Origin of the sequence: Pseudomonas baetica (assembly GCF_002813455.1) — a bacterium.
Classification (GTDB): domain Bacteria; phylum Pseudomonadota; class Gammaproteobacteria; order Pseudomonadales; family Pseudomonadaceae; genus Aquipseudomonas; species Aquipseudomonas baetica.
The window spans coordinates 3364115-3388719 of the sequence record NZ_PHHE01000001.1 but is presented as its reverse complement, the minus strand read 5'-3'; the positions used below and the strand labels follow the sequence as shown (position 1 = coordinate 3388719).

The window sequence follows — 24605 nt, the reverse complement described above, 5'->3', positions numbered from 1 at the left end:
CGGGAGTATACCCGATTCGTTGCTGCGCACGCCCCCTGGAGCCTTATGCCACGCTGCTTTTGGTGTACCGAAGATCCGCTGTACATGGCTTATCACGATCAGGAGTGGGGCACGCCGCTACGCGATGCGCAGGGTTTGTTCGAGTTGCTTTTGCTCGAAGGGTTCCAGGCCGGGTTGTCGTGGATCACCGTGCTGCGCAAACGCGAGCGCTATCGCGAGGTGTTGTTCGGCTTCGACGTGCAGCGCGTGGCGCAGATGAGCGACGCTGAAATCGACGAATTGATGCTTGATCCCGGCATCATCCGCAACCGCCTCAAACTCAACGCCGCCCGGCGCAATGCCCAGGCCTGGCTGGCGCTGGAGGACCCGGTGGCGTTGCTCTGGTCGTTCGTCGGCGACCGACCGATCATCAATCATTTCAAGGATCGCAGCGAAGTCCCGGCGATCACCCCCGAAGCGCTGGCGATGAGCAAAGCCTTGAAAAAGGCCGGATTCACGTTCGTCGGCCCGACCATTTGCTACGCGTTGATGCAGGCCTCGGGCATGGTCATGGATCACACGCAGGATTGCGACCGCTACGCGCAGCTCGTCAACGGCGGTTAGAATGCCCGCCTCGCGCACAGCACAAAGATCAGGAGTGACCTGTGGAAAAGTTTAAAGGCGCCTTGCTGGTAGGCGCTCTGCGGCTGTTTGCCCTGCTGCCATGGCGAGCCGTACAGGCCGTGGGTTCGGCGATTGGCTGGATCATGTGGAAAACCCCCAACCGTTCCCGCGACGTGGTGCGGATCAACCTGGCCAAATGTTTTCCACAGATGGATCCGGCCGAACGTGAGCGTCTGGTCGGCCAGAGCCTGAAAGACATCGGCAAGTCCCTGACCGAAAGCGCCTGCGCGTGGATCTGGCCGGCGCAACGTTCCATCGACCTGGTGCGCGAAGTCGAAGGCCTCGACGTCCTCAAGGATGCATTGGCTTCGGGCAAAGGCGTAGTCGGCATCACCAGCCATCTGGGCAACTGGGAAGTGCTCAACCACTTCTATTGCAGCCAGTGCAAACCGATCATTTTCTACCGTCCGCCAAAGTTGAAGGCTGTGGATGAATTGCTACGCAAGCAACGCGTGCAACTGGGCAACAAAGTCGCCGCGTCGACCAAGGAAGGCATCCTCAGCGTCATCAAGGAAGTGCGCAAAGGTGGTGCAGTGGGCATTCCCGCTGACCCGGAACCGGCCGAATCCGCCGGGATCTTCGTGCCGTTCTTTGCCACTCAGGCACTGACCAGCAAATTCGTGCCGAACATGTTGGCCGGTGGCAAAGCCGTCGGCGTATTCCTGCATGCCCTGCGCCTGCCCGATGGTTCCGGCTACAAAGTGATCCTCGAAGCCGCGCCTGAGGCTATGTACAGCACCGATACGGCAGAGTCCTGCGCCGCGATGAGCAAAGTCGTCGAGCGCTACGTCGCCGCTTATCCAAGCCAGTACATGTGGAGCATGAAGCGCTTCAAGAAACGTCCGCCGGGCGAAGTACGCTGGTACTGAGACGTTAGAGAAGTGATTGGCATGATCTGTGGATAACCTCATCGTCGAGGTTATCCACAACCGTTCATACAAGGGCGCAGCAGATGTCCGAACACCGCAAGTCGTTTCGTATCAAGATTACCCACGACAGCTTCGGCGAATGCCTCGGGCAGACGCGCAATCTGACGCCCACCGGGGTGTTTGTGCAGCATCCGGGTCTGGCGTCATTGCCCAAGGGCGCTGTGGTTTATGGGCAGGTGCAGGGTTTACCCACAGGCGCGCCGCGCGTGCGGATGGAAGTGGTGACCGTGGATGCCGAAGGTATCGGCCTGCGCTACCTGTAGATTATTGCGTCTGACGATCGAGCTTCTTCAGAAACACGGTCATTTCCTTCTCGGCCTGCTTGTCGCCGTGGGCGCGGGCGGCTTCCAGACCTTGTTCCCATGCCTGCCGCGCGGCGGCGTGATCGCCCAGCGCCAGTTGCGCCTTGCCTAACAGTTTCCAGGCCGCCGAGTACTTCGGATCGAAGCCGACACAGCGCTGGAAATGCTCGGCAGCCTTGGCGTTTTCACCCAAGTCCAGGTAACCCTTGCCCAGGCCGAAGCGCAGCAATGAGTTATCCACACCCTTGGCGAGCATTTTTTCCAGGGATTCGAGCATGGGTGGATTCCTTTCGTGGGAGTGTCAGGTGTTGACGGGGTTTAGTGAGGCCGTCTTCGCGAGCAAGCCCGTTCCCACAGGAGGAATGCATTCCAAATGTGGGAGCGGGCTTGCTCGCGAAGAGGCCATCTCAAACAACGCAGATTTAGGATCAGAAGAAGCTCAACCCCACATGAAACAGCTTCTCCACATCGCGAATATGCTTTTTATCCACAAGGAACAGGATCACATGGTCGCCCGCTTCGATCACCGTGTCGTCGTGGGCGATGATCACTTGTTCATTGCGAATCACCGCACCGATGGTGGTGCCCGGCGGCAGGCCGATTTTCTCGATCGGCTTGCCGATGACTTTGCTCGACTTCGCATCACCGTGGGCAATCGCCTCAATGGCTTCCGCCGCCCCGCGGCGCAGTGAGTGCACGCTGACGATATCGCCTCGGCGCACGTGGGCCAGCAAGGTGCCGATGGTTGCCAGTTGCGGGCTGATGGCGATGTCGATGTCGCCGCCCTGAATCAGGTCGACGTAAGCCGGATTGTTGATGATGGTCATCACCTTCTTCGCCCCCAGCCGTTTGGCCAGCAGCGACGACATGATATTGGCTTCGTCATCGTTGGTCAGCGCGAGGAAGATGTCGGCGTCGGCGATGTTCTCTTCCAGGAGCAAATCGCGATCCGAGGCACTGCCCTGCAACACCACGGTGCTGTCGAGGGTGTCGGAGAGATAGCGGCAGCGCGCCGGGTTCATCTCGATGATCTTCACCTGATAACGGCTTTCGATAGCCTCGGCCAGACGTTCGCCGATCTGCCCGCCGCCAGCGATGACGATGCGTTTGTAGGTTTCGTCGAGACGGCGCATTTCGCTCATCACCGCGCGAATGTCCTCACGGGCGGCGATGAAGAAGACTTCGTCATCGGCCTCGATCACGGTGTCGCCCTGGGGCAGGATCGGCCGGTCACGGCGGAAAATCGCTGCTACGCGAGTCTCGACATTCGGCATGTGTTCACGCAACTGACGAAGTTGCTGACCCACCAATGGCCCGCCGTAGTAAGCGCGTACCGCGACCAGTTGCGCCGCACCGTCAGCGAAGTCGATCACCTGCAAGGCGCCGGGATGCTGGATCAGGCGCTTGATGTAGTTGGTCACCACCTGCTCGGGGCTGATCAGCACGTCGACCGGGATCGCTTCGTTCTGGAACAACTGCTCTTCACGGTTGAGGTAGGACGCTTCGCGCACCCGGGCGATCTTGGTCGGGGTGTGGAACAGCGTGTGGGCGACCTGGCAGGCGACCATGTTGGTCTCGTCGCTGTTGGTCACTGCCACCAGCATGTCGGCATCGTCCGCGCCGGCCTGACGCAGCACCGACGGCAGCGAACCGCGGCCCTGAATGGTACGGATGTCGAGGCGGTCGCCGAGGTCGCGCAGGCGCTCGCCGTCGGTGTCGACCACCGTGATGTCGTTGGCTTCGCTCGCCAGGTGTTCGGCCAGCGAACCGCCGACCTGCCCTGCACCGAGGATGATGATTTTCATCCAGTCACTCCGTTGAATCCGTTTAGCTGCGCGCAGCAGCGATCTTGATCAGCTTGGCGTAGTAGAACCCGTCGTGCCCGCCCTGCTGGGCCAGCAATTGGCGACCATGGGGCTGTTTGATCCCGGCAGTCGTGGCCAGGTCCAGCTCGCGGGCGCCGGTTGTGCGTTCAAGGAACGCGGCGATGACTTCGGTGTTCTCGGTCGGCAAAGTCGAGCAGGTGGCGTAAAGCAGGATGCCGCCGACTTCGAGGGTTTTCCACATCGCATCGAGCAGCTCGCCTTGGAGCAAAGCGAGGGCGGCGATGTCGTCGGGCTGACGGGTCAGCTTGATGTCCGGATGGCGACGGATTACGCCCGTGGCCGAGCACGGCGCGTCGAGCAGGATGCGCTGGAACGGCTTGCCGTCCCACCATTTGTCGATGTCGCGACCGTCGGCGGCGATCAGTTCGGCGTTCAAGCCGAGGCGTTCGAGGTTTTCCTTCACGCGTACCAGACGCTTGGCTTCCAGATCCACCGCTACCACGCCGGTCAGCGCCGGTTCGGCTTCGAGGATGTGGCAGGTCTTGCCACCCGGTGCGCAGCAAGCGTCGAGCACCCGTTGGCCTGGCGCCAGATCGAGCAGATCGGCAGCCAGTTGCGCGGCTTCGTCCTGCACGCTGATCCAGCCTTCGGCGAAACCCGGCAGGCTGCGCACGTCAGCGGCGGCTTCAAGAATGATGCCGTCGCGGCTGTAGACACAGGGTGTTGCGGCGATCCCGGCCTCAGTCAGCAGACCGAGGTAGGCATCGCGGCTGTGATGGCGGCGGTTGACCCGCAGGATCATCGGCGGATGCGCGTTGTTTGCCTCGCAGATCGCTTCCCATTGCTCAGGCCAGAACGCCTTCAGGGATTTTTGCAGCCAGCGCGGGTGGGCGGTGCGTACAACCGGATCACGTTCCAGCTCGGCGAAAATCGTTTCGCTTTCGCGCTGAGCGTTGCGCAGCACTGCGTTGAGTAAGCCCTTGGCCCAAGGTTTTTTCAACTTATCGGCGCAACCGACGGTTTCGCCGATGGCGGCGTGGGCCGGCACGCGGGTGTAGAGCAGTTGATAGAGGCCAACCAGCAGCAGCGCTTCGACGTCAGCATCGGCGGCTTTGAACGGCTTTTGCAGCAGTTTCTCCGCCAGTGCCGACAAGCGTGGCTGCCAGCGCGCAGTGCCGAACGCCAGATCTTGAGTGAAGCCGCGATCGCGATCCTCGACCTTGTCCAGTTGCGTTGGCAGAGAGCTGTTGAGCGAGGCTTTGCCGCTGAGTACGGCGGCGAGTGCCTTGGCGGCGGCCAGACGCGGGTTCATTGCGCGTCCACCACTGCGCCGAGCACGGTGCCGACGGCAAACTTCTCGCGGCGGCTGTTGAACAGGTCGCTGAAGTTCAGCGCCTTGCCGCCGGGCAATTGCAGGCGGGTCAGGCACAGCGACTGTTCGCCACACGCGACGATCAGGCCGTCCTTGCTGGCGCTGAGAATGCTGCCGGGTGTGCCGCTGCCTTCAGCGAGTGTCGCCGCCAGCACTTTCAGTGCTTCACCGTTGAGGGTGCTGTGGGTGATCGGCCATGGATTGAAGGCGCGTACCAGTCGCTCCAACTCAACGGCTGGGCGGCTCCAGTCGATGCGTGCTTCGTCCTTGTTCAATTTGTGCGCGTAGGTGGCGAGCTCGTCGTTCTGCACTTCGCCTTCCAGCGTTCCGGTCGCCAGACCGGCAATCGCTTGCACCACGGCTGGCGGGCCCATTTCGGCGAGGCGATCGTGGAGAGTGCCTCCGGTGTCTTCGGCAGTGATCGGCGTAACGACTTTGAGCAGCATCGGCCCGGTATCGAGGCCCGCTTCCATGCGCATCACGGTCACGCCGCTTTCGGCGTCGCCCGCTTCCACGGCACGCTGGATCGGCGCCGCACCGCGCCAGCGAGGCAGCAACGACGCGTGGCTGTTAATGCAGCCCAGACGCGGAATATCCAGCACCACTTGCGGCAGGATCAAGCCGTAGGCGACCACCACCATCAAATCCGGCTTCAGTGCGGCGAGTTCAGCCTGAGCGTCAGCGTTGCGCAACGTCGGTGGCTGCAACACCTGGATATTATTTTCCAGCGCCAGCTGTTTAACCGGGCTCGGCATCAGTTTTTGTCCGCGACCGGCCGGACGATCCGGTTGGGTGTAGACCGCAACGATCTCGTAAGGGCTGCTCAGCAGGGCCTTGAGGTGTTCGGCGGCGAATTCCGGGGTGCCGGCAAAAACGATGCGCAGTGGCTCAGTCATGAAGGGGTCTCATAAAAAGAAAAAGGCTTGCCGCAGCAAGCCTTTGAAGGAGGGCATCAAGCGTTCTGGCGATGCAGCTTTTCCAGTTTCTTCTTGATCCGGTCGCGTTTGAGCGTGGACAGGTAGTCGACGAACAATTTGCCGTTGAGGTGGTCGCATTCGTGCTGGATGCACACCGCGAGCAGGCCTTCGGCGATCAGCTCATAGGGCTTGCCGTCGCGGTCCAGCGCTTTGATCCTGACCTTCTGCGGGCGGTCGACGTTTTCGTAGAAGCCCGGCACCGAGAGGCAGCCTTCCTGGTACTGATCCATTTCGTCAGTCAGCGATTCGAACTCGGGATTGATGAACACCCGAGGTTCGGTACGGTCTTCGGAAAGGTCCATCACGACGATACGTTTGTGCACGTTGACCTGGGTCGCGGCAAGGCCGATGCCCGGCGCTTCATACATTGTTTCAAACATGTCATCGACCAACTGACGCACTTCGTCGTCCACTACGGCCACAGGCTTGGCGATAGTACGCAGACGCGGGTCCGGGAATTCGAGGATGTTTAAAATGGCCATAGGCTGATTGCTGCACGTATTGAGTAAAGTCGGGTCGATGGCCTGGCAGGTCCGAAGATGCAGGCTACCGTTGTGAAGCGTAGCTTCTGCATTTGGCAGAAGCGAGCCACGGGGGCTCTGACGGTTCACGCGAGCGCACATGATAAAGGGATTCACTGCATGAGGAAAACACTACTCGCCCTGCTGCTGTTGGCTTCGGCTGGCGCGGCGCAAGGGCAAGTGCAACTCAGGGATGGTTTTCCACAGCAATACACGGTGGTTTCGGGGGATACGCTCTGGGACATTTCCGGCAAATACCTGCGCGAGCCTTGGCAATGGCCACAATTGTGGCGGGCCAACCCGCAAATCGAAAACCCTGATCTGATCTATCCCGGCGATACGCTGACGCTCAGCTACGTCAACGGCCAGCCGCGTCTGACCCTCAATCGCGGCGAGTCGCGCGGCACCATCAAACTGTCACCGCGCATTCGCACCAGCCCGGTGGCCGAGGCGATTCCGAGCATTCCGCTGAAATCGATCAACAGCTTCCTGCTCAGCAACCGCATCGTCGACAAGGTCGAGGATTTCGACAAGGCGCCGTACATCGTCGCCGGTGACGCGGAGCGCGTGCTCAGCGGCACTGGCGACCGGATCTTTGCCCGTGGCCATTTCGATCCGAATCAACCGGTCTACGGGATCTTCCGTCAGGGCAAGGTCTATACCGATCCGCAAACCAAGGAATTCCTCGGGATCAACGCCGACGACATCGGTGGCGGTGAGATTGTGGCCACCGAAGGCGACGTCGCCACCCTCGCCCTGCAACGCACCACCCAGGAAGTGCGCCTGGGTGATCGCTTGTTCAGTGGCGAAGAGCGTTCGATCAATTCGACCTTCATGCCCAGTGCTCCGACCACCGACATCAATGGCGTGATCATCGACGTGCCGCGCGGCGTCACGCAGATCGGCGTGATGGACGTCGTCACACTGAACAAAGGCAAACGCGATGGTCTGGCCGAAGGCAACGTATTGGTCGTGATGAAAACCGGCGAAACCGTTCGCGACCGCGTCACCGGCCAACCGCTGAAAATCCCCGACGAACGGGCCGGGTTACTGATGGTGTTCCGCACTTACGACAAGCTCAGCTACGGCTTGGTGCTGAATGCATCGCGCTCGCTGGCGGTGCTCGATAAAGTGCGAAATCCATAAGCTTGCTTAACAAGTTACCAACAGAGTTATCCACAGCTTGTCCCGAATGGTTCGGGACTTATAACGATCAAGGATGATCCATGCCCCTGCCTGTCTACACGCCAGTTTCCCCTGCGGAACTGGAAGCGCGCCTGCGCCTGCACCGCTTACCGGAAATCGGCCCGAAGCGCTTTCTCAAATTGCTCGAAGCCTTTGGTTCGGCGTCCAAAGCCATCAGCGCGCCGGCCAGTGCCTGGCGCTCGCTGGGTTTGCCGACGGCGTGTGCCGAGGCGCGACGCTGTCCCGACGTGCGCGACGGCGCCAGCCATGCAATGCGCTGGCTAGAGCGGCCGGGTCAGCATTTGCTGATGTGGGACCAGCCGGACTATCCGGCCTTGCTGGCGCAAATCCCCGATCCGCCGCCCCTGTTGTTCGTGGCGGGTGACCCACTGATTCTGGAGAGGCCGCAACTGGCGATGGTCGGTAGCCGCCGTGCGTCGCGCCCGGGAATGGACACCGCCGCAGCGTTTTCCCGCAGCCTGGCCGGGGCCGGTTTTGTCATCACCAGTGGCTTGGCGCTGGGCATTGATGCCGCTGCGCATCAGGCAGCGCTGGATGTCGGTGGGCAAACGGTCGGGGTGTTAGGTACGGGGTTGGAAAATTTTTATCCACAGCGCAATCGGAGACTGGCTGACGCGATGATTGCCTCGGGCAGCGCGGTGCTTTCGGAGTTTCCGCTGGATGCTGGCCCCACCGCGAGCAACTTCCCGCGACGCAACCGGATCATCAGTGGTTTATCCCTTGGCGTGCTTGTGGTCGAGGCGAGTGTCGCCAGTGGTTCGCTGATCACCGCGCGGCTGGCGGCGGAACAGGGGCGCGAAGTCTATGCGATCCCGGGCTCGATCCATCACCCCGGTGCGCGCGGCTGTCACCAGTTGATCCGCGATGGCGCGGTGTTGGTGGAAACCATCGAACACATCCTCGAAGCTTTGCGGGGCTGGCAGCATTTGCCGTTATCCACAGACCCGGCCGATACGGATCACCCCTTGCTGAGCCTGCTACACGCCGCACCGCATACCAGCGAAGCGTTGGCGCAAAGCTGCGGCTGGGCGTTACCCAAAGTGCTGGCGGCGCTGACCGAACTGGAAATGGATGGCCGCGCCGTGTGTGAAAACGGTCGCTGGCTGGCGAGGACGAGCTAGGTTTTACAAGGAAGATCGGTAAACTGCGCGAAACCTGTTTGCGGAGATTTTTTCATGGTTAACAGTTGGCGTGTGCAACAAGCCGCACGAGAGATTCGCGCTGGGGCGGTCATTGCCTATCCAACCGAAGCCGTCTGGGGGCTGGGTTGCGACCCGTGGAACGAAGAAGCGGTGGATCGGCTGCTGGCGATCAAGAATCGCTCGGTCGACAAGGGCCTGATTTTGGTCGCCGACAACATTCGCCAGTTCGACTTCCTGTTCGAAGACTTCCCGCAAGACTGGATCGACCGCATGGCCAGCACTTGGCCGGGGCCGAACACCTGGCTGGTGCCACACCAGAATCTGCTGCCGGAATGGGTCACCGGGGTGCATGACACGGTGGCGCTACGCGTCAGCGATCATCCGCAGGTGCGGGACTTATGCTCGATGGTAGGGCCGTTGATTTCGACATCGGCCAACCCGCAAGGCCGGCCGGCGGCGCGCACGCGGTTGCGCGTCGAGCAGTACTTCCGGGGACAAATCGACCTGGTACTGGGCGGGCAACTGGGCGGGCGCAAGAACCCCAGCGTCATTCGAGATCTGGCTTCCGGTAAGGTCATTCGTCCCGACTGACGTATTTCCCGAAAACACTCTATCGAGTACTCCTCAGCCTTATTGGTGAGGAGTACTACTTCTGTCTGCGATTTATCCTCCATAGAACTCTAAACTTACAACGGTTTGTTTAAGTTTTGCCTATTTCGTGTGTCAGATAAGTTACCCATTGATAAAGGTCTGTAACTTTTCCCACGTCATTATCAGAAGTAGCGCAGTGGCGGTATTTCTAAAAGCATCCATCCTTTCAATGCGTTCAGAAAACTTTGATAAGTTAACGTCTGCGGAGAAGGAATGGACACTACGGATTTACAACTCACGGATTATCTGCAGGTGCTTCAGGCGACAGTAAACAGTCATCATGACAATTGTCGTATTGTTATTCTTGAAGCGGGATCCGACACACGAGAACCTGATCGATTCATGGGGCGGCAATTTCGCCTTCGACTGCAACATTACATGCTGACGTCCAGAGCCCGGTTGCTGGAAACCAAACTGGCAATCCCCGCGCGCAGTACCCACTTTCTGCTCTATCAATGCGATCAACTGGTGGCGGTATTAAGGGTGACCCCATCGCCCTTTGAATGGGCATCGCTGGCGCAACGGCATTTGTCGCCTACCGTGGCGCTGTCGCGCCATGTCGAGTTCAGCCGGCTGATCACGCATTCGCAAAACCAGCAACCCGTTTGGGTCAACGGACTCCTGGCAGCTGCCACCGAGTGGGCGATCCAGCGCGGTTATCGAGGCGTCACTGCCCTCTGCAGATCGCCACAGCGGCGCCTGTTTCAGCGTTTTGGCCTGACACCGATCAGCGCCGACGCTCTTCATCTCGACCAACGTGCACGCGGCGACTACTGGTTGCTGTCGGCTGAATGGGGGCAAATCCTCGCCGCTGTTCAGCAACCCGTTCATGCCACCGCCAACCCACTGGAGAACCACGATGAATGCGCCCGTCAGTTTTGAACAACAATTGAGCCTGCTTGATCAACGCATCGAAAAGACCTGGTCCGATATTCTCGATAACTCGCGCTTGGTAAAAGCCATACGCGAAGGGACTGTTTCCAAAGCGCTGTATGCAATCTACATGATCGAAACCTTTCACTACACCGCGCACAATGCACGCAATCAGGGATTGGTGGGTGTGCGCCATGCCGATAATCCGGTCTATGCAAAATTCTGTTTTGAACATGCGGCGCAAGAAGTAGGGCATGAAAAAATGGCCTTGCACGATGTCATGAGTCTTGGCTTGAAAAATGAGCTGTTTGATATTCCTCCAGCGTTACCGGAAACCGAAGTACTGATCGCTTATTTGTACTGGATATCCTTTACTGGTAATCCGCTGCAACGGCTTGGATACAGTTACTGGGCAGAAAACGCCTACCAGTTCATCACGCCACTCATCAGTAAACTAAGCGAAATACTTGCACTAAGCACCGCCCAGCTGACGTTCTTTATCGCTCACTCGGATATCGATATAGAACACTTCAATGAAATCAAGCTCATTCTGCGCCGCACATGTAAGTGTCAAGCCGACTGGGAGGCCATTAACACGGTGATGGAAACCAGCTTGCGCCTGACCGGCGACATGCTTGAGGCCGTTTACGAACAGTATGAGTCTTGGCAAAACGGCCTCGCGCCCCGCTACGACTTCCTTCACGCCCTGGATAAATCATGAAGCCATCACGTCGATTTTCAGGTTTGGTGGACGGAGGCAGGCATGGCTGACTATTTCGAGCGTTTGAATTACGCGCTGGGAGATGAAGACGCGGCGCTTGAATACGCGATCCTGCCCAAGCGTGCCGGGCATGTTGTGGGGGTCGCAGGGAGTGGTGGAAGGCTTTTGCCACTGCTGGCCCGTAAACCGGCAAGAATGACCTGCGCCGATATCAGTGCGCCGCAACTGGCGTTTACGCGGTTGCGCTTTGCCCTGCTGAAACAGACCGATCACGAGTCGTTCATGGACTTTATGGGGTATCGGACGGGGACGTTGACGACACGACGGCAAGCCATCTTTCAACACCTGGATCTGCCGCGGGAAGATCGCCGCTGGTTGGCAGACCTGTTTCAGGCGCGGCGCTGGCAAGCACCGATTTACATGGGGGCTTTTGAACGGACGCTGCAGCGGTTGGCGAAAATCAATGGACTGTTTACCGGCCAGGCCGGTCGAGCAATTTTTCAGTACAGCCACCTCGGCGAGCAAACGGATTATTACCGAACCCGCTTTCCCCGCAAACGCTGGAGGGCGGTGATTGCGTTGCTTGGCAATGCAGCTGTGCTCAATTCGCTGCTCTACAAAGGTGCTTTTCCAGCCAACAACCTCGGTATCAGTACCAGGGATGCGTATCTACAGATTTTCCATGCCTTGTTCACTACGCAAATCGTGCGCAAGAGTTTCTTCCTGCAAATGCTGTTTTTCGGTGAGTTGCGCTATCCCCAGGGCTTCCCGCTGGAGTGCGATCCGAAGATTTTCAAGCGTGCCTGTGAGGCACAACAACAGTGCGAGATGCGGGTAGTGCAGGCAGACATTCTCGACTGCGTGGCCATGCACAGAAACGTCGATTTCGTCTCGCTCTCGGACGTGCCTTCCTTTTTGCCCGACGTCGCGGGTGCCGCTGTCTTGCAGCGACTGCGTCCGTCCATGGCGGAGAACGCTTTGACGGTCATACGCGGACATTTGCATGTTATCCAGCCCGATTGTGCAGGCTTCTGCGATGTCAGCGGCGATCACCAGGCCGCTATCGCACGCGAAAAAACCCAGCTCTGGCGTGTACAGGTCTATCGCCGGACGACAACTTCGCAGGTATCTCGATGAACACTCAGCAACCGACTGTCAATTGGTTGAAAAATCGTGTCCGCCAGGCGCGCGACGATCAGCAGCAGTTGTTCGATGCCGGGCTCAATGGCCTGGAGCTGGTGCGGCGCGAGGGCAAGGACATCGAGTTGAGCAACGGCGAGCGACTGACCGAGTTTCTCTCATGCTCATATCTCGGGCTGGAGTGCGACCCGCGCCTGATTCAGGGGGCGGTGGATGCAGTGGAGTGCTTCGGTGTGCAATTCGCCGCAGCGCGTACCCGGGCACTTCTGCCGCCGATGCGTGCATTGGATGAGCAATTGAGCCAGATATTTCAGGGGCATACCGTCACCTTCAACTCGGTGGGCAGCGCGCATCTGGGATGTCTGCCGCTGTTGGGATCCGGTGAGCTGCCGTCCTACCCCTTGCGTCGTGGTCCCTGCTGGATCGTTGATCGGGCTGCCCATGCCTCGATGCAAGTGCTGCAAGGTATTCTGTGGCAATTCGGCACTGTACAAAGGTGTGATTGCAGCGATGTGCAACAAGTCGAGCAGTTGTGTTCGACAGCCGCAGCGGCTGGCAATACGCCGATCATCCTCACCGACAGCATCGGTTCAATGCGCGGTCTGTATCCGGTCAACCGCTTGCTGCAACTGGCAGAACGCTTCGAAGGATATTTGTATGCGGATGACGCCCATGGCACCTCGATCCATGGCGTGGCCGGGGGCGGTTACGCCCTGACGGCGGCCGATGATCGACTGCGGCATCGCCTGATCCTCCTGTCATCGCTGTCCAAGGCGTTCGGGGCAACCGGAGGAGCGATCACCGTGCTTTCGGCCGCTGATGCAGAACTGATACGACGCCATGCGTCGACCTATACCTTCGGCGGGCCTCTGTCGATGGGCGGTGTTGGCGCGGCGGTCGCCTCGGGGGCTATCCACCTTTCGCCGGAGCTTGGGCAATTGCAGGCGGCCCTGTGGGGAAATTTGGCGCTGATCGACGGTCTGCTCGGACCGGTGCTAGGCAATCATGAAGTCGCCTCGCCTATTCGTTTCGTCCGCGTCGGGGGCGAACGAGATGCGATCCGTCTGGCGCTGCACCTGCGTCGAGAGGCTTTCGCGGTGACCACCGCACTGTTTCCGGTGGTGGCTAAAGGTGAGGCGATTTTGCGTCTGGCCATCAGCGCGAATCATGGCCAGGACCAGCTACAACGACTGGCCAGTGCCATCAGTGGCGGCTTCGATGAGTTGGGCATTCGTCAGGGAGGACATGGCGATGAACGATGAAATCCGCGCGGTTGCAGACTGGGATCCCCTGACAGTGAGTGAAGCCCTTGCCCGGCAACTGGCTTATGCGCGTTCTTTGCCCTGGTTTCGCGCACTTTGCCCGCAAATCCTCCACGTACAGAGTCCACAAGATTTACATCGACTGCCGATGCAGGCGGTAGAGGACGATCTGGGCGGTGTGTTGTTTTGCGCAATGGCCCAGGCCTCCCACTGTGCGCCTGGCGGTGGGCTGACCCTGACGTCGGGAGGTAGCACCGGGCAGCGCAAACACATTACCCACTCCTGGGCGTTCAACGCCCGTATCGTGTCGCTCGGCGCGCGGGTGTTTGGCACCGCAGATGAGCGTCCTGCAGTTGTCATCAATTGCCTGACCGCCGGCGAAATGCAGGGGGCCTTTCAATACGCGGCAGCGCTCGTCGAGCGTATTGGCGCCCGCTTGTTGCCTGCCGGTTCACTGATGGGGCTTGTGAGGATTGCCGAGCTGATTCATGCACAAACCGTCGATGCGCTGATCTGCACGCCGTCATTTGCCGCGGCGCTGTTTAACCATCAAGACATCGACGTCGAGCAGTTGGCCAGTCTGAGATGGCTCTACTACATCGGGGAACCCTGCAGTAAACAGCTGCGTGAGCAATTGGCCAGGGACTGGCCGGCCATCAAGATTCGGTCGCTGGGTTACAGCTCGACGGAGACCGGTCCCATTGGCTATCAGTGCCAACACCTTGAGCACGGTTTCTATCATCTGCATGCCGACGCAATGCTGCTTGAAGTGGTTGATCCGCTGACCCTGCAAGCCGTGGCCGAAGGTGAGGCTGGCGAGTTTCTGTTGACGCCCCTGCTACCCGATCATGTGCCGCTGTTACGTTATCGGATTGGTGATCGGGGGGGCGGATCCTGCGGCAAGGGTCGAATTGCGCTTGTGGCAGCCCGTTCCCCGTGCTCGAACTGGAAGGACGAGTCGAGACTTCGATCAAGCTGGGCGGCGCGATCATTACTCAGCGGCAGGTTCTCGGCGTACTCAGGCAAGCGTTGCCCGATCTGCATGCTGTCGATCTGCAGATGCAGATTGAGAGACAGGCTGGCGGTGCCCGCCTGCTTGTGGTCATCGCCCGGGACAAGTTGCCTGCCGGCGCAGAAAGCGCCATCGAGCGGGAACTGCAAAGAGATAAGCAGGCCTGCGCATTGCTCAGGTTGCCCGGAGTCCTGGGTTTGCAGGTGCAGCGCCTTGAACGGCATGAGTTTGAAACAACCCTGGCCGGCAAGACGCCGTTTTTTTTCGAGTTGGGCGCCCCCCTATGACGCGATGAAGATTCACCGGGGACGCTTGTTGTCAGGGCTGCAGGATGGTGGAGCCGGTAGTCCGCCGAGCCGAAAGCTCGGTCTGTGCCTTCGCCGCATCGGCCAGCGGATAACGCTGGCTGATGTCTACCTTGAGCTTGCCGCTGATGATCATCTCGAACAGCTCATCGGCCATTCGCTGAAGGTTTTCGGCGTTGTTGGCGTAGGTCGCCAGGGTCGGCCGGGTCACGTACAGCGAGCCCTTGGCGGCGAGAATACCCAGATTGACCCCGTCCACTGCACCGGACGCATTGCCGAAGCTGACCATCAGACCACGCGGCGACACGCTGTCCAGCGAAGTCAGCCAGGTGTCCTTGCCAACGCCGTCGTAGACCACCGGGACTTTCTTGCCGTCGGTCAGTTCGAGCACGCGTTCAGCAACATTTTCGTGGCTGTAATCGATGGTCGCCCAAGCGCCGTTGGCCTTGGCCAGTTCGGCCTTTTCTTTCGAACTGACGGTGCCGATCAGGTTCACACCCAATGCCTTGGCCCATTGGCAGGCCAGCGAACCGACGCCCCCGGCAGCGGCGTGGAACAGAATGGTTTCGCCGCCCTTGAGTTCATAGGTCTGGCGCAGCAGATACTGCACGGTCAGGCCCTTGAGCATCACCCCGGCAGCCGTCTCGAAGCTGATGGCGTCCGGCAGATGCACCAGATTGGCTTCAGGCAAGACGTGCAATTGACTGTAGGCGCCCAGCGGGCCGCTGCCGTAAGCGACGCGATCACCCACCTTGAACCGGGTGACTTCGCTGCCCACCGCGTCGACGATGCCCGCGCCTTCCGCGCCCAGACCAGATGGCAAAGCAGGCGGTGCATAGAGGCCGCTGCGGTAGTAGGTGTCGATGAAATTCAGGCCGATCGCCTTGTTGGCGACCCGTACCTGATTGGGGCCGGGTGCCGCCGGTGAGTAGTCAACATATTCGAGCACTTCGGGACCGCCGTGGGCGCGGAACTGGATACGCTTTGCCATCTGCCTGCTCTCCTTGGGTCTTTTGTGAGCCCCCTATCCAACTCCCATGCTTGATCTTCGTCAACTGCGGCGCGCGGGTCTGCGGTGGTATGCTACGCGCCCATTTGCGCCGTCCCCCGCCTGCGGGGCGCCGCGTAGTTATGCCCCGATTCAAGGTGAAGCCATGACGACCCGCACCGACGCCGTAAAGGCCTATCTGCTCGACCTGCAAGACCGTATCTGCGCCGCACTCGAAAACGAGGACGGCGGCACGCGCTTCGTCGAAGACGCCTGGGCCCGGCCTGCTGGGGGTGGCGGTCGCACGCGTGTGATCGAAAACGGCACGCTGATCGAAAAGGGCGGCGTCAACTTTTCCCACGTCTTCGGCAGCGGTCTGCCGCCGTCGGCCAGCGCCCACCGCCCGGAACTGGCAGGTCGCGGCTTTGAAGCGCTCGGCGTGTCGCTGGTGATTCACCCGCACAACCCGCATGTGCCGACCTCCCACGCCAACGTGCGCTTTTTCATTGCCGAAAAAGAAGGTGAAGAGCCAGTCTGGTGGTTCGGCGGCGGCTTCGACCTGACGCCTTATTACGGCAACGAAGAAGACTGCATCCATTGGCACCGCGTCGCCGAACAGGCCTGCGCGCCGTTCGGCCCGGACGTCTATTCGCGCTACAAGGCATGGTGCGACAGCTACTTCCACATCAAGCATCGTCACGAACCGCGCGGCATCGGCGGTCTGTTCTTCGATGACCTGAACGAGTGGGATTTCGACACCAGTTTCGCCTTCATGCGCGCCATCGGTGATGCCTACATCGATGCTTACCTGCCCATCGTGCAGCGACGCAAGAACGACGCGTTCACTGCGCAGCAACGTGAGTTCCAGGAATTCCGCCGTGGCCGCTACGTCGAGTTCAACCTGGTTTACGACCGTGGCACGCTGTTTGGTCTGCAATCGGGTGGGCGTACCGAGTCGATCCTCATGTCGCTGCCGCCGCAAGTGCGCTGGGGCTATGACTGGAAGGCCGAGCCCGGCAGCGAAGAAGCGCGTCTGACCGAATACTTCCTGCAAGACCGCGACTGGCTGGCCCAGGCCTGAGGACTTCTGATGGATCGTTACGTCGTTTTCGGTAACCCGATCGGCCACAGCAAGTCGCCGATGATTCACAAGCTGTTCGCCGAACAGACCGGGCAGAGCCTCGACTACAGCACGTTGCTGGCGCCCCTCGAGGACTTTTTCGGCTGCGCCACGGCGTTTTTCCAGGAAGGTCGCGGCGCCAATGTCACCGTACCGTTCAAAGAAGACGCCTATCGTCTGGCCAACAGCCTGACAGCCCGGGCACAACGCGCTGGCGCGGTGAATACCTTGAGCAAACTGGCTGACGGCTCGCTGCTCGGCGACAACACCGATGGCGCCGGTCTGGTGCGCGATCTGACCGTGAATGCCGGATTCAGCCTGACCGGTAAACGCATTCTGCTGCTTGGTGCCGGTGGCGCGGTGCGCGGGGCACTGGAGCCGTTGCTGGCGGAAAAACCGGCGTCGGTGATCATCGCCAATCGCACGGTGGACAAGGCCGAATTGCTGGCCGAGTTGTTCTGCGATCTGGGGCCGGTGTTGGCCAGTGGTTTCGACTGGTTACAGGAGCCGGTGGACGTAATCATCAATGCCACCTCCGCCAGCCTCACCGGCGATGTGCCGCCGATTGCGCCGAGCCTGATCGAGCCGGGCAGAACCCTGTGCTACGACATGATGTACGGCAAGGAGCCGACGGCGTTCTGTCGCTGGGCCAGCGAGCATGGCGCGGCGGTGTCGATGGACGGTTTGGGGATGTTGGCAGAGCAGGCGGCTGAAGCGTTCTTTTTGTGGCGTGGGGTACGCCCGGACACCGCGCCTGTGCTCGCCGAACTACGCCGCCAGTTGGCCCAATAAATAGCCATGTGGGAGCGAGCCTGCTCGCGAAAGCGGTCTGTCTGACACATCAATGCTGGATGTGCCGCAGTCTTCGCGAGCAGGCTCGCTCCCACAAGGATTACCTTGATCGCCAATCAGTCCTCAAACCGGATCGGACACTTCTCCGGCCCTTCCAGCTTTCTCAATTCCTCGACCACCTGCGGGCGCGCCCCACGCAAAGTCAGGCTGCGATCCTGGCGCAACAAGCGCCGCGCTTCCTGATGCAGCATCTCGACTCCCGAATAGTCGATGAAGTTGATCTGTTGCGCCTCGATCACTACCCGTGCGCCGTGCATCCGTTGCAGGCGCACTTGCAGGTAATGGCTGGCGCCGAAAAAGATCGAGCCACCGACCCGCAGCACATCGTCTTCGCCATCGCGCCAATGCTGCACACGCGGTTGCGATGTGCGCTTGAGGTAGAAGAACAGCGACGCCAGTACGCCAGCGTAGATCGCGGTCTGCAACTCCAGTAATAGCGTGGCCAGGCAGGTCAGCGCCATGACCACGAACTCGGCGCGGCTGACCCGCAGCAACGCGCGAATGCCGCGATGATCCACCAACCCCCAGGCAATCAACAGAATGCTGCCAGCCATCGCCGGAATCGGAATGTGCGCGATCAGCCCGGCACCAAAAATCGCGAAGAGCGCGACCCAGATCGCCGAAAACACCCCGGCCAGCGGTGAACACGCGCCTGCCTCGTAACTCAGGCCCGAACGAGTAAACGAACCGGCCGACAAGGATCCGGAAAAAAATGCCCCGAGCATATTCGACAAGCCCTGCGCGCGGACTTCCTGATTGGCATCGAGCAACTGCTGCGAGCGCGCGGCAATCGAGCGGGCAATCGACAGGCTGGTGACCAGCCCGAGCATGCCCACCGCCACTGCGCTGGGCAGCAGGCGCAGGATCAAGTCCAGATCCAGCGGCAAACCGCTGAACGGCGGCAAGCGCCCGACAAACGCGCTGACCAGATGCACATGGCCGAACATCGCCGGCCACATCCACACGATCAGACTGGCCAGCACGAGCGTTATCAACAGGGTCGGCCAGCGTGGCAGCAACTGTTTCAGCACCACACCAACCACCACCGTGGCGATGCCGAGCAGCACGGAGGGTTTATCCACAGCCCCAAGGTGCTGCAACAGATCCATAAGACTGTCCAACGCTGTGGCTTTGGCCGGCAAATCCAGGCCCAACAAATTGGGCAACTGGCCGATGGCAATCACCACCGCCGCACCCAAAGTGAAACCGAGCACCACCGAATGCGAGACGAAATTCACCAGCGCACCGAAGCGCAGCAAACCCAATAACCACTGGAAAATCCCGGCAAGGAAGGTCAGCAGCAGGATCAGGGTGATGTAGTCCTGTGATGCCGGGACGGCCAGCGGACTCACGCTGGCGTAGAGGACGATCGAGATGGCGGCGGTAGGGCCGCAGATCAGATGCCACGACGAGCCCCACAGGCAGGCGATCAATACCGGGATGATAGCGGCATAGAGACCGTATTCAGGTGGGAGACCGGCGATCAGCGCGTAGGCAATCGACTGCGGTAACGCGAGAATCGCCCCGCTGAGGCCGACGATCAGATCCCGTCCGACGCTGGCGCGGGTTTGCCGAGGGAGCCAGGTGAGGAAGGGAAGCAGTGAGCGGCGACTGGGGAAGGCCATGGGTCCTCGCAGTTGAAATTTTAAACAAGGGTATCAGCCCTTACGCCGATCGTTCCCACGCTCTGCGTGGGAATGCAGCTCGGGACGCTCCGCGTCCCATTCAAAGCCGAACGCGGAGCGTCCGTTGAGGCATTCCCAGGCGGACGGTTCGACGCCTCGTCGTGGGAACGATCTGTGCGCGCTAAATTAAAGCTTCGCCTTCACCGCAGCCAACGCATCCTTGCCATCCACGGTTTTGACGCCCTCCAGCCACTTGTCCAACACCGCCGGATTCGCCTTGATCCAGGCCTTCGCCGCCTCGGCATTCGTGACCTTCTTGTTCACCACTTCGGCCATGATGCTGTTCTCCATCTCCTGAGTGAACGAAAGATTGGTCAGCAATTTACCCACGTTCGGACACGCCTCGGCGTAACCCTTGCGCGTCAGAGTGAACACGCTGCCGGTATCGCCAAAGTACTTCTCGCCACCCTTGAGGTAATGCATTTTCAACTGCACGTTCATCGGGTGCGGGGTCCAGCCAAGGAAGGTGACGAATTTCTGCTTCTTCACTGCCCGCGAGACTTCGGCAAGCATCGCCTGTTCGCTGGACTCGATCAGCTTCCACTGGCCGAGGTCGAAGTCGTTCTTCTTGATGATCTCTTGCAGCGAGATGTTGGCCGGCGCACCCGAGCCGATGCCGTAGATTTTCTTGTCGAATTTATCGGCGTATTTGTTCAGGTCGGCAAAGTTATGCACACCCGCATCCCACACGTAGTCGGGCACAGCCAGGGTGAACTCGGTGCCGTCGAGGTTCTTCGCCAGTTGCGTGACGTCACCGGTGGCGACGAACTTGTCGTAGAAGCCCTGCTGCGCCGGCATCCAGTTGCCGAGGAACACGTCCACCTGGCCATCCTTCAGCCCGCCAAAGGTGATCGGCACCGCGAGGGTGTCGATTTTGGCCTTGTAGCCCATGCCGTCCAGCAGAAACCCGGTAATGGCGTTGGTCGCGGCGATGTCGCTCCAGCCGGGGTCGGCCATCTTCACCGTTTCGCAGCTTTGTTCGGCAAATGCCGAGGCGCTGCCCAGAGCCAGCAGGCTGACCGTCACTACTGTGGATAACTTGCGCATGGACTTCCCCTTCACATTATTGGTTTTGGCAGGGTTGTGGATAACGGGCCTTGCGCTCCAGATCGTCGAGATCGATGTGGTTGCGCATGTACTGCTGACTGGCGTCCACCAGCGGCTGGTGATCCCAGCTCTTCAGCTTGCCGATGGTCAGCGCATCGGCGACAAAACGACGGCGGCGCTGGCTGGCGAGCACTTCCCGGTGGATCGCTGGAATGTCCCACTTGGCCCGTGCTTCGGCGAGAAAATCGTCGAAAAGCTGGCGATGTTGCGGTGATTGGCTGAGTTCTTCCTGTTCGCGCGGGTCGTTGGTTACGTCAAAGAGTAGGCAAGGGTCGCTTTCACTGTAGATAAATTTGTACGCGCCACGACGGATCATCATCAGCGGACTGATCGTGCCTTCGGCCATGTACTCGCCGAACACTTCGTCGTGCCCGCCCTGCCTTTGCAGATGCGACACCAGTGACCGACCGTCCAGCGGCAGCCCCGGCTCCAGCGTGCCGCCGGCCAGTTCAACGAAGGTCGGCAACAGGTCGGCGGTCGATACGGCGGCGCTCACGCGGCCTGCATTGAACTGGCCAGGAGCACTTATCAACAGGGGCACGCGAGCCGCCATCTCGTACCAGTGCATTTTGTACCAGAGGCCTTTCTCGCCGAGCATGTCGCCATGGTCGCCGGAGAACACAATGATGGTGTCGTCGATCAGCCCGGTTTCTTCGAGGGTTTGCAGAATTTTGCCGACGTTGGCATCGATATAGCTGCAAGCACCAAAGTAGGCGCGACGCGCATCGCGAATCTTATCCACAGGCAGTGGCTTGTCCCATAGATCGTAAACCTTCAGCAGGCGCTGCGAGTGCGGATCGAGTTCGTGTTGATCCGGCGTTGTCGGCAACGGGATTTCGCCATCGTCGTACAAATCCCAGAACGCCTTGGGAATCGTGTACGGGTCGTGCGGGTGAGTCATCGACACGGTCAGGCAGAACGGCTGGTCGCCGTCCTCGCGGATGTGGTCGAACAAGTATTGTTGCGCCTTGAACACCACCTCTTCGTCGAAGTCGAGTTGGTTGGTGCGCACGCATGGCCCGGCTTGCAGCACCGAGGACATGTTGTGATACCAGGTCGGCCGCACATCCGGCTCATCCCAGTTCACCGCCCAGCCATAGTCGGCCGGATAAATGTCGCTGGTCAGGCGCTCTTCGTAGCCGTGCAACTGGTCCGGGCCGCAGAAATGCATCTTGCCCGACAGCGCCGTGCGATAGCCGAGGCGGCGCAGATAGTGGGCGTAGGTCGGAACATCGGCAGGGAAATCGGCGGCGTTGTCGTAGGCGCCGATCTTGCTCGGCAACTGGCCGCTGACCAGGGTGAAGCGCGACGGTGCGCATAACGGGCTGTTGCAGTAAGCGGCATCGAACACCACGCCTTGGGCGGCGAGGCGTGAAAGATTCGGCAGTTTGATCGGCGAGGGGCCGTAGATCGGCAACATTGGCGCGGCCATCTGATCGGCCATGATGAAAAGAATATTCTTGCGCTTCATGTGATCGCGGCATTCCATAGTGAATATTTATGCGACATTGCTGCGGTTGAGCATGGAGTCCATGCTCTACCCGGTAAAGCCCGCGCCGGGCAATGACTAGGATAAGCACAGCTTATGTATGAAGCCCTTGGTGATCTGTCGCTCGACCTGCTGCGTGCATTTGAGGCGGCGGCCCGGCATCGCAGTTTCACCGGCGCTGCGGTAGAGCTTGGCACCACGCAACCGGCGATCAGCCAGCAGATCAAACGGCTGGAAGATCAGCTCGGCACGCGGTTGTTTGACCGTATCTATCGCGGGATCGAACTGACCGAGGTCGGTACGATCCTTTTCGAGCAGGTTCAGCTCGGTTTGCAAAATATCGACGCAGGATTGAGCGCGATCAGCGCACAACAGCAGCACGAGGTGCTGCAAGTCGCGACCGATTTTGCCTTCGCCGCCTATTGGTTGATGCCGCGTCTGCATCGATTCCACGAAGCCAATCCGCAGGTCGACGTCAGCCTGGTCACCAGCGAGCGCAACCACAACATGCTGCGCACCGACATTGATGTGGCGATCCTGTTTGGCGATGGGCGTTTCAAGCAGGGTGAAAGTCACTGGTTGTTCAGCGAGGAAGTGTTCCCGGTGTGCAGCCCGCAACTGTTGCAGCACCGTCCCCTGCCCTTGCCGGCTCAGGCCTTGCTGGAGTTTCCCCTGTTGCACCTGCGCGGTGAGAACAGCAGTAACTGGTTTGACTGGAGCGGTCTGTTCCGTGAGCTGGGCATCAGCACCCCGCCGGCGCCGGGGCAGCTTCGCTTCGACAATTACACGCTGTTGATCCAGGCGGCGATTGGCGGCCAAGGTGTGGCCATCGGCTGGCGTCACCTTGTGGATAACTTGCTGACCCAGGGTTTGTTGTGCCGGCCGATTGCCGAAACCACCCTGTCGCGGCTGGGTTATTACGTGGTACTGCCGCAGCGCAAACGGCGCGGTGCGTTGATTCAACGGTTCGTCGAATGGTTGATGGCGGAGCAGGCCAGTAGTGCTGAGTCGCTGACCGGGTTGGAGCTGCCGTCGATTGCGCTTTGAAGATCAAAAGATCGCAGCCAGCGGCAGCTCCTACAGTTGAAATGCGGTCCCCTGTAGGAACTGCCGAAGGCTGTGATCTTTTACGAGCCTGTGGCCGCGACAAAATTCACATGCTGGCCCACATGCAGATTCAGCCGCAGCTCATCGGCAATCCCCACCGCCACACGATTCAGGCGTTCAAGCGGTTCGGCCAGACCCGGTTCCAGATTGCCGCCGACCTGGCTGAAATGCTCGATCGTCAATCCGGCTACACCATGGGGTGCATTGATCAGCGTCCAGTGCAGCGGGCTGCTTTGCAGGGCTTCGCGAATCTCTTCGGCGGCGTGGCGTTGCAGGCGATCTTCCTGTTCCGGCTCGTCGAGCACGGCAAAATCACCCACCAGAAACAGCCGCGAAACATTGGCCAGTTGCAGGCCATCGACCAGTGCGTCTACGGCCAGTACCTGTTCGACCGGCCCCAGTACAACGGACTTTTCCACGTGATCACTGCTGAACGGCAAACCCGGCGCATCCAACAGGCAGATCACCGCCGAACTCCCCGCTACGCTTTGATTGACCCGTTCGATATCAAACAGATCACCGCTTTTGGTGCGCAAACCCGGACGTGGCGCGAGCGCCGTGAGGTCGTCGAGAATGGCGATGACTTCGTGCTGTCGGCGCAGCAACTCAGCCATCAACGCGCCGCCCAGGCTACTCATGGCACCATAGAGCACCACTTTTACCACCGGGGTTTCGGCATTTTTCATGGCTGATCCCTTTTGTTTTCCCTTGTAAGGCGTGTGACATACGCGCAACGCCGAGGGTTCGAACCGATTTTTGAGGCTTTCAGATGCAAGCGATCAAGGGCTACCACGCCCACGTCTATTTCGACGCCAGCACGATTGATCAGGCGCGGGACTTGTGCGAGCGGGCCGCGCAGTTGTTCCCAGTGAAAATGGGCCGCGTCCACGAACGCCCGGTCGGCCCACACCCGGACTGGAGCTGCCAGTTGGCCTTCGGCCCGGAGCTGATTGGCGACGTGCTGCCGTGGCTGGCGCTCAATCGCCAGGGCCTGGTGGTGTTTCTGCATCCGGACACTGGCGATGACTTGCTCGACCACACCGAGCATGCGATCTGGATGGGCGCCATGCGGCCGCTGAATCTGGCTGTTTTTTGATCAGTAGCTGATATTCGTGACCATGGACGGTGCCGCGCCGAACTGAAAGCGTATGTGTCTGCGATCACAGCGTCTTCGCCTGATTTTTCGTTCCGCTCCCCGTTTTCATTGACTCCAGCCGCTTCCGACGGCCGGTTGACCGTTCATTCAAAGCTTTCATCAGCGAAAGCTGGCTGAAAGGTTGCCCCATTAGGATCGCCTCACTTCCGGCAACAGACCGGTTGGCCAATGCGCGTGATAGCTCGCCCGCGCGGCCCAA

General features: G+C 60.0%; 25 protein-coding genes and 1 pseudogene. 16 read left to right on the top strand and 10 right to left on the bottom strand.

All coding sequences use genetic code 11. From position 1 onward, the window contains the following. The first annotated feature begins 45 nt into the window (after positions 1-45). From ATI02_RS15390 to ATI02_RS15380, 3 genes are all read left to right on the top strand, one after another. Positions 46-603, top strand: a complete 558-nt coding sequence (locus ATI02_RS15390; protein ID WP_100846713.1) for a DNA-3-methyladenine glycosylase I — start codon at positions 46-48, stop codon at positions 601-603. Between the two features lie 41 nt (positions 604-644). Further along, positions 645-1532, top strand: a complete 888-nt coding sequence (locus ATI02_RS15385; RefSeq protein WP_100846712.1) for a lysophospholipid acyltransferase — start codon at positions 645-647, stop codon at positions 1530-1532. Between the two features lie 83 nt (positions 1533-1615). Then, positions 1616-1855 carry a pilus assembly protein PilZ gene (locus tag ATI02_RS15380; protein ID WP_095191111.1) on the top strand — a complete coding sequence of 80 codons (240 nt, stop codon included), beginning with the start codon at positions 1616-1618 and terminating at the stop codon, positions 1853-1855. Position 1856: 1 nt separating this feature from the next. Here the strand turns inward: ATI02_RS15380 and ATI02_RS15375 are convergent, their stop codons facing one another. From ATI02_RS15375 to def, 5 genes are all read right to left on the bottom strand, one after another. Further along, positions 1857-2171 carry a tetratricopeptide repeat protein gene (locus tag ATI02_RS15375; RefSeq protein WP_100846711.1) on the bottom strand — a complete coding sequence of 105 codons (315 nt, stop codon included), beginning with the start codon at positions 2169-2171 and terminating at the stop codon, positions 1857-1859. A gap of 151 nt (positions 2172-2322) precedes the next feature. After that, positions 2323-3699, bottom strand: coding sequence for a Trk system potassium transporter TrkA (gene trkA / locus ATI02_RS15370; protein WP_095191110.1), 1377 nt, complete (start codon positions 3697-3699; stop codon positions 2323-2325). A gap of 22 nt (positions 3700-3721) precedes the next feature. Next, the gene (gene rsmB / locus ATI02_RS15365) at positions 3722-5032 is read right to left on the bottom strand and encodes a 16S rRNA (cytosine(967)-C(5))-methyltransferase RsmB (protein ID WP_100846710.1); all 1311 of its coding nucleotides are present in this window, start codon (positions 5030-5032) and stop codon (positions 3722-3724) included. Continuing rightward, on the bottom strand, positions 5029-5988 hold the full coding sequence (fmt, locus tag ATI02_RS15360) for a methionyl-tRNA formyltransferase (RefSeq protein WP_100846709.1): 960 nt from the start codon (positions 5986-5988) through the stop codon (positions 5029-5031). The genes rsmB and fmt overlap by 4 nt, the downstream gene beginning before the upstream one ends. 56 nt (positions 5989-6044) lie before the next feature. Beyond that, positions 6045-6551 (bottom strand): peptide deformylase, encoded by a 507-nt coding sequence (gene def, locus ATI02_RS15355; protein ID WP_095191107.1) that lies wholly within the window; start codon positions 6549-6551, stop codon positions 6045-6047. A 159-nt stretch (positions 6552-6710) separates the two neighbouring features. Between def and ATI02_RS15350 the strand changes: the two genes are divergently transcribed. From ATI02_RS15350 to ATI02_RS32695, 9 genes and pseudogenes are all read left to right on the top strand, one after another. Further along, positions 6711-7736 carry a LysM peptidoglycan-binding domain-containing protein gene (locus tag ATI02_RS15350; protein ID WP_095191106.1) on the top strand — a complete coding sequence of 342 codons (1026 nt, stop codon included), beginning with the start codon at positions 6711-6713 and terminating at the stop codon, positions 7734-7736. Positions 7737-7816: 80 nt separating this feature from the next. Beyond that, positions 7817-8917, top strand: a complete 1101-nt coding sequence (dprA, locus tag ATI02_RS15345) for a DNA-processing protein DprA (RefSeq protein WP_095191105.1) — start codon at positions 7817-7819, stop codon at positions 8915-8917. A 54-nt stretch (positions 8918-8971) separates the two neighbouring features. Further along, positions 8972-9529 carry an L-threonylcarbamoyladenylate synthase type 1 TsaC gene (gene tsaC / locus ATI02_RS15340; RefSeq protein ID WP_095191104.1) on the top strand — a complete coding sequence of 186 codons (558 nt, stop codon included), beginning with the start codon at positions 8972-8974 and terminating at the stop codon, positions 9527-9529. Positions 9530-9802: 273 nt separating this feature from the next. Next, entirely contained in the window at positions 9803-10471 is a 669-nt protein-coding gene (locus tag ATI02_RS15335; RefSeq protein WP_095191103.1) for a hypothetical protein, read from the top strand. Further along, positions 10449-11183, top strand: a complete 735-nt coding sequence (locus tag ATI02_RS15330; protein ID WP_100846708.1) for an iron-containing redox enzyme family protein — start codon at positions 10449-10451, stop codon at positions 11181-11183. The genes ATI02_RS15335 and ATI02_RS15330 overlap by 23 nt, the downstream gene beginning before the upstream one ends. A 42-nt stretch (positions 11184-11225) precedes the next feature. Further along, on the top strand, positions 11226-12320 hold the full coding sequence (locus tag ATI02_RS15325) for a DUF3419 family protein (RefSeq protein WP_100846707.1): 1095 nt from the start codon (positions 11226-11228) through the stop codon (positions 12318-12320). After that, positions 12317-13585: an aminotransferase class I/II-fold pyridoxal phosphate-dependent enzyme gene (locus tag ATI02_RS15320; RefSeq protein WP_100846706.1), complete on the top strand. Its 1269-nt coding sequence runs from the start codon at positions 12317-12319 to the stop codon at positions 13583-13585. Before ATI02_RS15325 ends, ATI02_RS15320 begins: the two co-directional genes overlap by 4 nt. Beyond that, a pseudogene (locus ATI02_RS32700) lies at positions 13491-14351 on the top strand (AMP-binding protein); the annotation flags it as partial. The gene ATI02_RS15320 and the pseudogene ATI02_RS32700, both read left to right, overlap by 95 nt. A gap of 170 nt (positions 14352-14521) precedes the next feature. Continuing rightward, the gene (locus ATI02_RS32695) at positions 14522-14884 is read left to right on the top strand and encodes a hypothetical protein (RefSeq protein ID WP_244196550.1); all 363 of its coding nucleotides are present in this window, start codon (positions 14522-14524) and stop codon (positions 14882-14884) included. Between the two features lie 31 nt (positions 14885-14915). On the opposite strand, the gene ATI02_RS15310 is transcribed toward ATI02_RS32695, so the two are convergent. Continuing rightward, positions 14916-15893: an NADPH:quinone reductase gene (locus ATI02_RS15310; RefSeq protein WP_100846705.1), complete on the bottom strand. Its 978-nt coding sequence runs from the start codon at positions 15891-15893 to the stop codon at positions 14916-14918. A gap of 163 nt (positions 15894-16056) precedes the next feature. On the opposite strand from ATI02_RS15310, the gene hemF reads away from it, so the two are divergent. Beyond that, entirely contained in the window at positions 16057-16971 is a 915-nt protein-coding gene (gene hemF, locus ATI02_RS15305; RefSeq protein WP_095191097.1) for an oxygen-dependent coproporphyrinogen oxidase, read from the top strand. A 9-nt stretch (positions 16972-16980) separates the two neighbouring features. Next, entirely contained in the window at positions 16981-17802 is an 822-nt protein-coding gene (gene aroE / locus ATI02_RS15300) for a shikimate dehydrogenase (RefSeq protein WP_100846704.1), read from the top strand. Between the two features lie 116 nt (positions 17803-17918). On the opposite strand, the gene ATI02_RS15295 is transcribed toward aroE, so the two are convergent. From ATI02_RS15295 to betC, 3 genes are all read right to left on the bottom strand, one after another. Next, positions 17919-19487, bottom strand: coding sequence for a SulP family inorganic anion transporter (locus ATI02_RS15295; protein ID WP_100846703.1), 1569 nt, complete (start codon positions 19485-19487; stop codon positions 17919-17921). A 186-nt stretch (positions 19488-19673) separates the two neighbouring features. Next, positions 19674-20594, bottom strand: coding sequence for a choline ABC transporter substrate-binding protein (gene choX / locus ATI02_RS15290; protein WP_095191094.1), 921 nt, complete (start codon positions 20592-20594; stop codon positions 19674-19676). Between the two features lie 16 nt (positions 20595-20610). Then, positions 20611-22125, bottom strand: a complete 1515-nt coding sequence (betC, locus tag ATI02_RS15285; protein ID WP_100846702.1) for a choline-sulfatase — start codon at positions 22123-22125, stop codon at positions 20611-20613. Positions 22126-22239: 114 nt separating this feature from the next. On the opposite strand from betC, the gene ATI02_RS15280 reads away from it, so the two are divergent. Continuing rightward, positions 22240-23190, top strand: coding sequence for a choline sulfate utilization transcriptional regulator (locus ATI02_RS15280; RefSeq protein ID WP_100846701.1), 951 nt, complete (start codon positions 22240-22242; stop codon positions 23188-23190). 80 nt (positions 23191-23270) lie between these two features. Here ATI02_RS15280 and ATI02_RS15275 read toward each other — a convergent pair whose 3' ends face one another. Then, positions 23271-23936 carry an NAD(P)-dependent oxidoreductase gene (locus tag ATI02_RS15275; RefSeq protein WP_095191091.1) on the bottom strand — a complete coding sequence of 222 codons (666 nt, stop codon included), beginning with the start codon at positions 23934-23936 and terminating at the stop codon, positions 23271-23273. 83 nt (positions 23937-24019) lie between these two features. Here ATI02_RS15275 and ATI02_RS15270 point away from each other — a divergent pair, with 83 nt between their 5' ends. Next, positions 24020-24346 (top strand): DOPA 4,5-dioxygenase family protein, encoded by a 327-nt coding sequence (locus ATI02_RS15270; protein WP_100846700.1) that lies wholly within the window; start codon positions 24020-24022, stop codon positions 24344-24346. The last annotated feature ends 259 nt before the right edge of the window (positions 24347-24605 follow it).